The sequence below is a fragment of the Noviherbaspirillum sp. ST9 genome (assembly GCF_048799745.1).
Lineage (GTDB): Bacteria > Pseudomonadota > Gammaproteobacteria > Burkholderiales > Burkholderiaceae_D > Noviherbaspirillum.
Genome location: NZ_JBLWFR010000199.1, coordinates 1 through 534, shown reverse-complemented (window position 1 = coordinate 534; position 534 = coordinate 1). Strand labels below are relative to the sequence as shown.

The window sequence follows — 534 nt, the reverse complement described above, 5'->3', positions numbered from 1 at the left end:
CTTGATTCCCTAGCAGGTGTTATTGATGCCTGCAACGGCTTTACTCCAAAACTAATTCCGGTTGACGAAGCCGGAGACCTTTCAAAGTTCGACATTCTGTGGTATCACCGGGCCGATACAGGAGCGATCCGCGCGGATGAATTAACTCTTGGAGAACGGCTTCTCCCCTATGTTAAAAGTGGAGGGCGGTTGATTTTAACAATGGATGCTGTAAGGCTTCTTAACTCCTGGGCGATAGAGCCGACACCTGTTCAGTCGGCTCATTATAATGCTGTTGATGAGGGATTTGGAAGAAAAGCCGGTTTTCATGCTTTTCGCGAGCACCCTTTATTCAGGCAAATGTTTGGAGGTGCATATGTATGGCACGGAAAGCAAGATAATCAATGCAGGCTATCAGGTTTCTTTGACAATACACAGCCGGTTGCCCCCGGCAGCAAGGTTATTGCCTGCTTTTGGGAATACATTTATTATCGTCCGGAGCAAAAACTCGTTTGGGAAACCCCTGTTGGGGAAGGCAGAATTCTGTCGGTGGGT

At 47.9% G+C, this 534-nt stretch carries 1 protein-coding gene; it reads left to right on the top strand.

The features are described 5' to 3' along the window. Window positions 1-534: hypothetical protein (locus ACNOHI_RS25505; protein WP_420477520.1), on the top strand; the 534-nt coding region annotated here is incomplete at both ends.